General features: G+C 76.6%; 8 protein-coding genes and 1 riboswitch. Of the genes, 5 read left to right on the top strand and 3 right to left on the bottom strand.

Annotated features, from left to right (window positions below):
- The coding region (locus tag F1544_RS18955) for a glycosyl hydrolase family 8 (RefSeq protein WP_167587693.1) at window positions 1-1,030 on the bottom strand (1,030 nt) is incomplete at its 3' end.
- A 138-nt stretch (window positions 1,031-1,168) separates the two neighbouring features.
- Here F1544_RS18955 and ndk point away from each other — a divergent pair.
- Window positions 1,169-1,603 carry a nucleoside-diphosphate kinase gene (ndk, locus tag F1544_RS18950; RefSeq protein ID WP_167587692.1) on the top strand — a complete coding sequence of 145 codons (435 nt, stop codon included), beginning with the start codon at window positions 1,169-1,171 and terminating at the stop codon, window positions 1,601-1,603.
- A gap of 112 nt (window positions 1,604-1,715) precedes the next feature.
- Window positions 1,716-2,108, top strand: a complete 393-nt coding sequence (locus F1544_RS18945; protein ID WP_167587700.1) for a VOC family protein — start codon at window positions 1,716-1,718, stop codon at window positions 2,106-2,108.
- A 57-nt stretch (window positions 2,109-2,165) separates the two neighbouring features.
- On the opposite strand, the gene acs is transcribed toward F1544_RS18945, so the two are convergent.
- Window positions 2,166-4,139 carry an acetate--CoA ligase gene (gene acs / locus F1544_RS18940; RefSeq protein ID WP_167587691.1) on the bottom strand — a complete coding sequence of 658 codons (1,974 nt, stop codon included), beginning with the start codon at window positions 4,137-4,139 and terminating at the stop codon, window positions 2,166-2,168.
- Between the two features lie 169 nt (window positions 4,140-4,308).
- Here acs and F1544_RS18935 point away from each other — a divergent pair, with 169 nt between their 5' ends.
- From F1544_RS18935 to F1544_RS18925, 3 genes are all read left to right on the top strand, one after another.
- The gene (locus tag F1544_RS18935) at window positions 4,309-5,106 is read left to right on the top strand and encodes a DUF1684 domain-containing protein (RefSeq protein ID WP_167587690.1); all 798 of its coding nucleotides are present in this window, start codon (window positions 4,309-4,311) and stop codon (window positions 5,104-5,106) included.
- Between the two features lie 40 nt (window positions 5,107-5,146).
- Window positions 5,147-5,632: a GNAT family N-acetyltransferase gene (locus F1544_RS18930; protein WP_167587689.1), complete on the top strand. Its 486-nt coding sequence runs from the start codon at window positions 5,147-5,149 to the stop codon at window positions 5,630-5,632.
- A gap of 17 nt (window positions 5,633-5,649) precedes the next feature.
- Window positions 5,650-5,732, top strand: a riboswitch (SAM riboswitch).
- Between the two features lie 6 nt (window positions 5,733-5,738).
- A complete protein-coding gene (locus tag F1544_RS18925) occupies window positions 5,739-6,563 on the top strand; it encodes a class I SAM-dependent methyltransferase (protein ID WP_167587688.1) in 825 nt (274 codons plus the stop codon).
- Here the strand turns inward: F1544_RS18925 and F1544_RS18920 are convergent.
- Window positions 6,499-8,547, bottom strand: a complete 2,049-nt coding sequence (locus F1544_RS18920) for an FAD/NAD(P)-binding protein (RefSeq protein WP_308470187.1) — start codon at window positions 8,545-8,547, stop codon at window positions 6,499-6,501. The genes F1544_RS18925 and F1544_RS18920 overlap by 65 nt on opposite strands.
- Window positions 8,548-8,600: the final 53 nt, after the last annotated feature.

Here is an 8,600-nt window from a genome sequence, read left to right as displayed (position 1 = left end):
GCAGGCGGGTGCGGGCGGCCTCGTCCCCGGCGGCCGCGGCCGCCGCCGCGGCCGCGACGAAGGCCAGCGGCTGCGCGTAGTCCACGGTCGGCGTGCCCCCCGTGTCGTAGCGGCCGCTGACCTGGTCGTCGGTGCGCACGAGCGCCGGGGCCAGCCCGGCCGCGATCGCCACGTCGGCCGGGTCGCACGAGGCGGCGGAGCCGACGGGGACGCGCGCCGCCGCCGAGCCGAACTGCACGTCGACCGCGCCCGGGGACGCGACCGCCTCCACGCGCCCGTCGGCCAGCACGCGGGCGGCGTCGGGCGGCAGGGTGGCCGCGCCGAGCAGGGTCCGCAGGACGGCCGCGCTGCCCGTCTCCAGCTCGGCCCAGCGCGGGTCCGGCACGGCGGCCGCGAGCTCCTGCACCGCCAGGGGTGAGGCGGCCCCCGGTTCCACCGGCCACGGCGCGGCCGCGGCGGGGTCCGCGAGCAGGACCCGCCCCAGCGGCGTCACCGCCGTCTCCCCGTCCAGGACGGCGCCGGCCAAGCGCGCCCCCGCGGCGGCGAGCTCGGGGTCGGCGAAGCGCCGCCCGGCCGCGACGAGCCCTTGAGCGCTCGCGAGGTCGGCGGCGGCGTCGGGGGCCGCGTCGGCGACGCCCCCGTCGGCCCAGCGCGAGGCCAGCAGACCGTCGGGGCGCTGCAGGTGCGCGGCCGTCCAGTCCCAGACCAGCGCCGTCAGCTGGGGGTCGTCGCTCTGGACCGCCAGCAGCAGGGCGGCGGCCTGCCCCTCGCTGGTGGTGTCGCCGCCGACGTCGCGGCGCACCACCCGGCCGTCCGGGTCGACCCAGGTGTCGAGGAAGCGGCGGGCCAGCGGCGTCGCGTCGGGCGCGGCCGCGGGGACCGGGGCCACCCGGGCGCTCGTCGTCGCGGTCGGCGGAGCGGTGGGGGTCGCCGGGCTCGCCGTGCCGCGGGGGGCCGGAGCGTCGCCCCCGCCCGTGCAGGCGGGCAGGACGAGCACGAGCACGACGGCCGCCCCGAGGAGCGGACGCACGCCCGTCCGCGAGGGAGACCGGTGGCGCAGGGGACGTCGGCGGGGCACACCGGGGGTTCGGAGCCGCGGGCCCCGCGGTTCGGCCGGCGGGCGCCGCGGGTGGACGGGTGCCGGGGCCTGCTCCGCTACTGTGCGTCCGTGGCCACGGAGACCGACGTCCAGCGCACCCTCGTCCTCGTCAAGCCGGACGGGGTGCGACGCAACCTGACCGGTGAGGTGCTGCGGCGCATCGAGGCGAAGGGCTACGTCCTCGTCACCCTCGAGCTGCGCACCGCCGACCGCGAGCTGCTCGCGGGGCACTACGCCGAGCACGAGGGCAAGCCGTTCTACGAGCCCCTCGTGGAGTTCATGCTCTCGGGGCCCGTCGTCGCGGCCGTCGTCGAGGGCCACCGCGCGATCGAGGGCTTCCGCTCGCTGGCCGGCACCACGGACCCGACCACGGCCGCCCCCGGCACCGTACGCGGTGACCTGGGCCGCGACTGGGGCCTGAAGGTCCAGCAGAACCTCGTCCACGGCTCGGACTCCCCGGAGTCGGCGGCCCGCGAGATCGGGCTCTGGTTCCCCACCCTCTGACACCGCGGCGCGCCGCGCGCGGCGACCGCTCAGTTCCGCTCCCGCGCCGGGTCCACCCCCCGACGCCACCCCACCGGGGTGGGCAGACGGAGGAGGGGTCCCTGTGACGCGGATGGTGTTCCTGAACCTGCCGGTCGACGACGTCGAGGTGTCGGCGTCGTTCTTCACGGCGCTCGGCTTCTCGCTCAACCCGCAGTTCAGCGACGAGACGACCCGGTGCGTCGTCATCGAGGACAACATCATCGCGCTGCTGCACGCCCCCGCGAAGTGGGCGCAGTTCCTGCAGGGCGAGGCCGCCCCGCGCGGGGCCACCGAGGTCATGATCGCGCTGTCGGCGGCCGACCGCACCGAGTGCGACGACCTCAAGGCGAAGGCGCTGGCCAACGGGGGAGCGGAGTACGGCCCCACGATGGACCTCGGGTTCATGTACGGCACGAGCTTCCGCGACCCGGACGGCCACTGCTGGGAGGTCTCCTGGATGGACCCGGCGGCCCTGCAGAGCTGACGCGCTCCCTCCGTGGTCGTGCAGGGAGTACCTGCATGATCACGGGAGGAGGTGGGGTCAGGGGCGGGTCGCGAGGTAGCGCGCCCAGGCCTGCTCCACGCCGGCCAGCGCGGTCTCGTCCTGCAGGGACGTGACGTCGCCCCCGCTGCGGCCCGCCGTCATGTCGGCCATCAGCCGGCGCATGATCTTCCCCGAGCGCGTCTTGGGCAGGTCCGGGACCACCACGACGTCGCGGGGCTTGGCGATGGCGCCGACGCGCTCGCCGACGTGGGCGCGCAGCGCGGCGGTCAGCCCCGCGTCGTCCGGGTCGTCTGCGTCCGCGCGGCCGCGCGTGATGACGAAGGCGATGATCCGCTGCCCCGTCGTGTCGTCGGGGGCGCCGACCACGGCGGCCTCCGCGACCCGCGGGTGGGAGACCAGCGCCGACTCCAGCTCGATGCTCGACAGGCGGTGCCCCGAGACGTTCAGCACGTCGTCGATGCGCCCGCCGATCCACACGTAGCCGTCGGCGTCCTTCGTCGCGGAGTCCCCCGCGAGGTAGTAGCCGCGCTCGGCGTAGGGCTCCCAGTAGGAGCGCACGAAGCGGTCGTGGTCGCCCCAGACCGTGCGGGCCATGCCCGGCCACGGCTTCGTGATGACCAGCACGCCCTGCACGCCGGGCGCCACCTCCTCGCCCGCGTCGTCGACCACGGTCGCCGAGAGCCCGGGCAGGGGGACCGTCCCGGACCCCGGCTTCAGCGGCGTCACGCCCGGCAGCGGGGCCACCACGGCCGCGCCCGTCTCGGACTGCCACCACGTGTCGACGATGGGGCAGCGCCCGCCACCCACGTTGCGGTGCAACCACAACCAGGCCTCGGGGTTGATCGCCTCCCCGACGCTGCCGAGCAGGCGCAGCGAGGACAGGTCGTAGCGGGCGGGCAGTTCCGGCCCGTGCTTCATGAACGTGCGCACCAGGGTCGGCGCCGTGTAGTACGTCGTGACCCCGTACTTCTCGATGACCTCGAAGTGCCGGCCCGGGTGCGGCGTGAGGGGGCTGCCCTCGTAGATCACCTGCGTCGCACCGTTGGACAGCGGCCCGTACATCTCGTAGGTGTGCGCCGTGACCCACGCCAGGTCGGCCTGGCACCAGTAGACGTCGTCGTCCTTGAGGTCGAACACCGCCCAGTGCGTCCACGACGCGTGCGTCAGGTACCCGCCGCTGGTGTGCACCAGGCCCTTCGGGCGCCCCGTCGTGCCGGAGGTGTAGATGATGAACAGGGGGTTCTCGGCGTCGAAGGACGGTGCCTCGTGCTCGCTGCTCGCGGTGTCCACGACGTCGTGCCACCACACGTCGCGGCCCGGCGTCCACGGCACGTCCGGGGTCGCGTCCCCCGTGCGGCGCAGCACGAGCACGTGCTCGACGTGGTCGAGGCCCTCGACGGCGGCGTCGGCCGCGGCCTTGACGCCCACCGCGCTGCCGCGCCGGAACTGCCCGTCGGTGGTGACGAGCACCCTGGCTCCCGTGTCGGCCACGCGGAACCGCAGCGCCTCGGCGGAGAAACCCCCGAACACCAGGCTGACGACGGCGCCGATGCGCGCGCACGCGAGCGTCGCGACGATCGTCTCCGGCAGCACCGGCAGGTAGAGGACCACCCGGTCGCCGTGCCCGACGCCGAGGCCCTCCAGCGCGTTCGCCAGCCGGCACACCTCCTCCTGCAGCTCCGCGTAGGTGATCGTGCGGCTGTCCCCGGGTTCGCCCTCCCAGTGCAGCGCCACCTTGTCCCCGCGACCGGCCGTGACGTGGCGGTCGACGCAGTTCACCGCCACGTTCAGCCGGCCGCCGGCGAACCACTGCGCGGTGGGCATCGTGGAGCCGTCGAACACGGTGTGCCACGGCTCGTCCCACTGCAGCCGGGCGGCCTTCTCGGCCCAGAAGGCCTCCGGGTCCGCGGCCGCGCGCGCGTACTCGCCCGCGTCCACGTTGGCGCGGGCGGCGAACTCCGCGGGCGGGGGGAACAGCAGGTCCTGGCCGGGCGCAGGGACGTCGGTCATCGCGGGTTCCTCCTCGGGCGGTGTCGGCGCAGCCTAACGGCCCCGCCGCGGGCCGGGCCGGGCCGCGGACCGGCCGCCGGGAACAGCCGGGCCCGCCGCGGCGCTGTCCCTGACGCGGAGCCCCCGGGCACCGCACGAGCCGGCCCCCCACGCGAGCGAAGGACGCACCATGACCTCCACGACCCTCGACACCGCCACCCGCCGCGCGGACTTCGAGGCCTGGCGCGCCCGCCGCACCGCGACCCTGAGCGAACCCCACGGCTGGCTGAGCCTGACGGGCCTGCACTGGCTCGACGAGGAGCCGCAGGCCGTCGAGGGCCTGCCGGGCACGTGGTGGGTCGCGGCGGACGGCGTGCACCTGCGGGCCGCGGCCGCCGACGGGCTGGTCCTGGACGGGCGGGCCGTGGACGGCGAGGTCGTGACCGCGCCCGTCGAGGGGGGCGGCGGGACGCTCGTCGAGGACGGCGACCGCCACGTCGAGGTCATCCGGCGCAGCGGGAACCACGCGCTGCGCGTGCGCGACCCGCGCGCACCGCTGCTGGCGTCCTTCACCGGCGTGCCGGTCTTCGCCTTCGACGAGCGCTGGGTCGTCCAGGCCCGCTTCGAGCCGTTCGGCGACGACCGCGAGGTGGTCGTGGGCTCGGTCGTGGAGGGGCTGCAGCAGCGCTTCACCGCGGCCGGCACCGCGCGCTTCGAGGTCGACGGCGCCCCGCAGAGCCTCGTCCTGTTCCGCTCCGGCACCGAGTTCTCCGTCCTGTTCACCGACGCCACGAGCGGGGTGTCCACCACGGGGACCACGCGCTCGCTGGCCGTCGAGGCGCCCACCGCGGACGGCCGCGTGGTGCTCGACTTCAACCGCACGGCGAACATGCCCTGCGCCTTCACCGACCACGCCACCTGCCCCCTGCCCCCGGCCGAGAACCGGCTGCGGGTGCCCGTCGAGGCGGGGGAGAAGGCGCCCGCCTGAGGCGCGGGGCCGCACGCCGGCCGGGACTACGCTGCGCCGCATGGAGATCCGCGAGCTCGAGCCGGCCGACTGGTCGCAGGTGTGGCCGTTCTTCGACGAGGTCGTCGCCGACGGGGAGACCTACGCCTACCCGGAGGGGCTGACGTCGGAGGCGGCGCGCGCGCTGTGGGTGCAGCCGCCGCCGGACCGCACGGTCGTCGCGGTCGAGGGGGACGTCGTCCTCGGCACGGCCAAGGCGGGCCCGAACCGGCCAGGCCGCGGGGCGCACGTGGCGACCGCGAGCTTCATGGTCGCGCCCGCCGCGCGGGGCCGGGGCGTCGGGCGGGCGCTCGGCGAGCACGTCGTGGCGTGGGCCCGCGCGCAGGGTTTCCGGGCGATGCAGTTCAACGCCGTCGTGGAGACCAACGGGGCGGCCGTCGCGCTGTGGCGCTCGCTGGGCTTCGAGGTGCTGGCCACGGTCCCCGAGGCGTTCGACCACCCCGAGTTCGGCTACGTCGGCCTGCACGTCATGCACCGCACCCTCTGAGACGGGCTAGTCTGCTCCCACCATCCAGAGCGGCCGAGAGACCTGGCTCAGAGACGCCGCAGCAACCCCCCGAGGGTGCTCACGCCAGGAGCGATGGGGGAAGCACGTGACGTCGACACCACCTGCCCGCGCGGGCACCGACGAGGCCGCGGCCTGGGCCACCTGGCAGGACTCGCCCTGGGGCCGCCTGCGCTACCGGGTCGTGGCGGCCACCCTGCGGCGCTGGATCGGCGAGGTCTCCGACGGGCCGCTGCGGGTCCTGGACGCAGGTGGGGGCAACGGCCGCGACGCGGTCCAGCTGGCCCTGCAGGGCCACGACGTGACGGTCCTGGACACCTCGCCCGACGTCCTGCACCTGGCGCGGGCGGCGGCGCACGCCGCGGGCGTCGGCGACCGGCTGCACACCGTGGCCGCCGACATCGAGGACCTGCACGCGCTCGCGGCCCTGACGCGGCACCGCGCGGGCGGGTCCGGCTCCTTCGACGTCGTCCTCTGCCACGACGTGCTGCAGCACCGCGGCACGCTGCACCAGGTCGGCGAGGACGTCGCGACGCTCGCGTCGTCGCTGCGGCCCGGGGGGCTGCTGTCCCTCCTGGCGCCGAACCCGGCGGCCGAGGTCCTCGCCGCCGCCGTCCACGGGGACCCGGCGCAGGCCTGGGTGCTGCTGGACGCCGCCCGCTCCGTCGACGACGTCACGGGGCGCACCGTCCTGCGCCTGGACCCGGACGACGTCCTGGACGCGGTGCGGGCCGCGGGCTGCGACCCCGCCGGCCGCGCGGGAGTGCTGTCGGTGACGGGCCTGCTGCACGCCGGGGCCGTCGCGGACGAGCGGCTCGTCGACGACCTGGAGCACCTGGAGACGGCGCTCAGCGACCGCGAGCCCCACCTGCGCTCGGCGCGGTCCTGGCACCTGGCCGCGCGCCGGCGCTGACGAGGGGTTCCGCCGCCGTGCTCAGCAGGTCCCGGGCGACGGCCTCGTTGAGCCGGAAGAACCCGGCGTCCACGCCCGGGCGGGCGAACGCGGGCGCCCACCCGCCGCCCGCGACCCACGGGCCCACGGCCAGGCGCCGCGGGTGGGCGGCACCGGTCGCGTCCACGAGGTGCTGGTCGGCGTCCACCACGAGGCGACCGCTGGTCAGCACCTCGGTGGCGTCGGCGAACTCCTGCTCGACGGCGTCGCCGCGCGCGTGCAACCGGTGCAGCAGCGGGTCGGCGGTGTCGCGGATGCTGGGGTGCGGCAGCCGCGCGTCGACGAACGCCCGGGTGCTCAGGTGCCCGGGGCTGCTCGCCGAGGTGGCGACCCAGCGGCCCGTGGCCGCGTCGCCCGCCACGACGGTCCCGGCGCCCAGGAAGTGCAGGACGCCCGCGCGCGAGAGCGCGGTCAGCTGCTCCAGCCGGGCCGGCGGCGGACCGCTGGCGACGTAGCTGAAGAACCCGTGCCACCAGCCGTCGACGTCCAGGGCGGCGGAGCGGGCGGTGAGGATCCCGTTGCGCTGCAACGACGCGACGACGCCGTAGGCGGACAGCAGGGCTAGGAACACGGCGGCGTCCGCACTGTGCCGCGCGTCGCCCCGGCGGGTCGTGTCGGCCTCGACGTGCTCGCGCACGCGCTGGTCCACGCCTTCGGCCGAACTGGTCCCCCAGCCCTCCAGCGGCCGGTCGAGACCGGCCAGGTCGAGGCGGTCCGCCGGGTCGGGCACGGCCCGGGCGACGAGCTCGTCGAACTCCGCGGTGCCCCACGCCGCGGCGGCGAACTCCCGGTCGAACTCCTCGACCGGGACGCTCGTGCGCTCGCCGTGGCGCAGGAACAGCTCGTGGTAGTGCGCGCCCGCCAGCTCCTTCGCGATCAGCGGCCAGACGTCGGCGCGCAGGTCCAGCGGGCGGCCGAGGCGCGCCGCGAGCTCCGTGCCCGCGGCGGGGGTGAGGAACCGCGGCAGGGGCGGGCGCGAGCCCAGCTCGTAGGAGATCTTCGACCGGTACGGCACGCCGCGGCGCGACCCCGCGTGCAGCACGGGTTCCGCGCCGCTGGGCCGGTAGTGCAGGGTCCCCGCGGCGTCGCGCTCGTAGCGGCCCCCGCGGCCCTCGGTGAGCAGGACCACGAGGTCGACGAAGGCGAGCCCCATGCCGAGCACCAGGACGTCCTCACGGGGGTGCAGCGCGTCGAGCGCGCCCGCGGCGTGCAGGTCGCTCGTGTAGCCGGGCACCACGTGGGTCAGCCCGTGGGCGGCGGCGAACTCCTGCAGCGCCGTCTCGCGGGGGCCGGGTTCCACGTCCGGGTGACCCTGGGCCAGGAGGACGGCGTCGGCCACGAGGGGTTCCGCGCGCCCGGCGAGGGTCACCAGCTGGCGGCCGCCGGGGCCGTCGAGCAAGTCGAGCGCCGTGTCGGCGTGCACCTCGACCACCGTGCCCGCCGGCAGCCCGGCGAGCGCGAGGTCCCACGCCCAGCGCAGGTAGGCGCTGCCCAGCGCGCGCGAGACGAAGGTCTGCGGCGTCACGCCGCGCACCTCCGCGGCGAGGCGGTCCTCGCCCGCGGCCGCGAACCGCTCCGCGAGCTCGTCGCGGTGCGCGTCGAGCCACGCGTGCAGCGTCGGGCCGCTGCGGGGCGCACCGCGCAGGGCCGAGGAGGCGTCGGGCAGCACCGTGACGTCGGTGGCGCGGGAGTTCATCAGCAGCAGCGGGTGCTGGTCCTCGCGCCAGATGCGCCCCGCGCCGGGCAGGTGCGGGTCGACGACGTGCACGTGCAGCGCCCGGTCACCGAGCAGCTCGCCCGCGTTCGCCCCGAGGCGCTCCAGCACCCCGAGCGTGCGGGGACCGGCGCCGACGAAGCACAGGACGAGCGGTGGGCGCACCTCACGCCGGGCCGCCGGGACGCCGGCGTGCGCGAGGGGGGTGGGGGACGAGGGGGAGCTGGTCACGGGGGACCTCCGGCCGGGGTGGGGCGCCCCGGGGACGGGGGCGCGGGGCACTC

Origin of the sequence: Kineococcus rubinsiae (assembly GCF_011839805.1) — a bacterium.
GTDB lineage: Bacteria > Actinomycetota > Actinomycetes > Actinomycetales > Kineococcaceae > Kineococcus > Kineococcus rubinsiae.
Note: the sequence above shows the minus strand (reverse complement) of the source record. Positions and strands in the feature narration are given on the sequence as shown.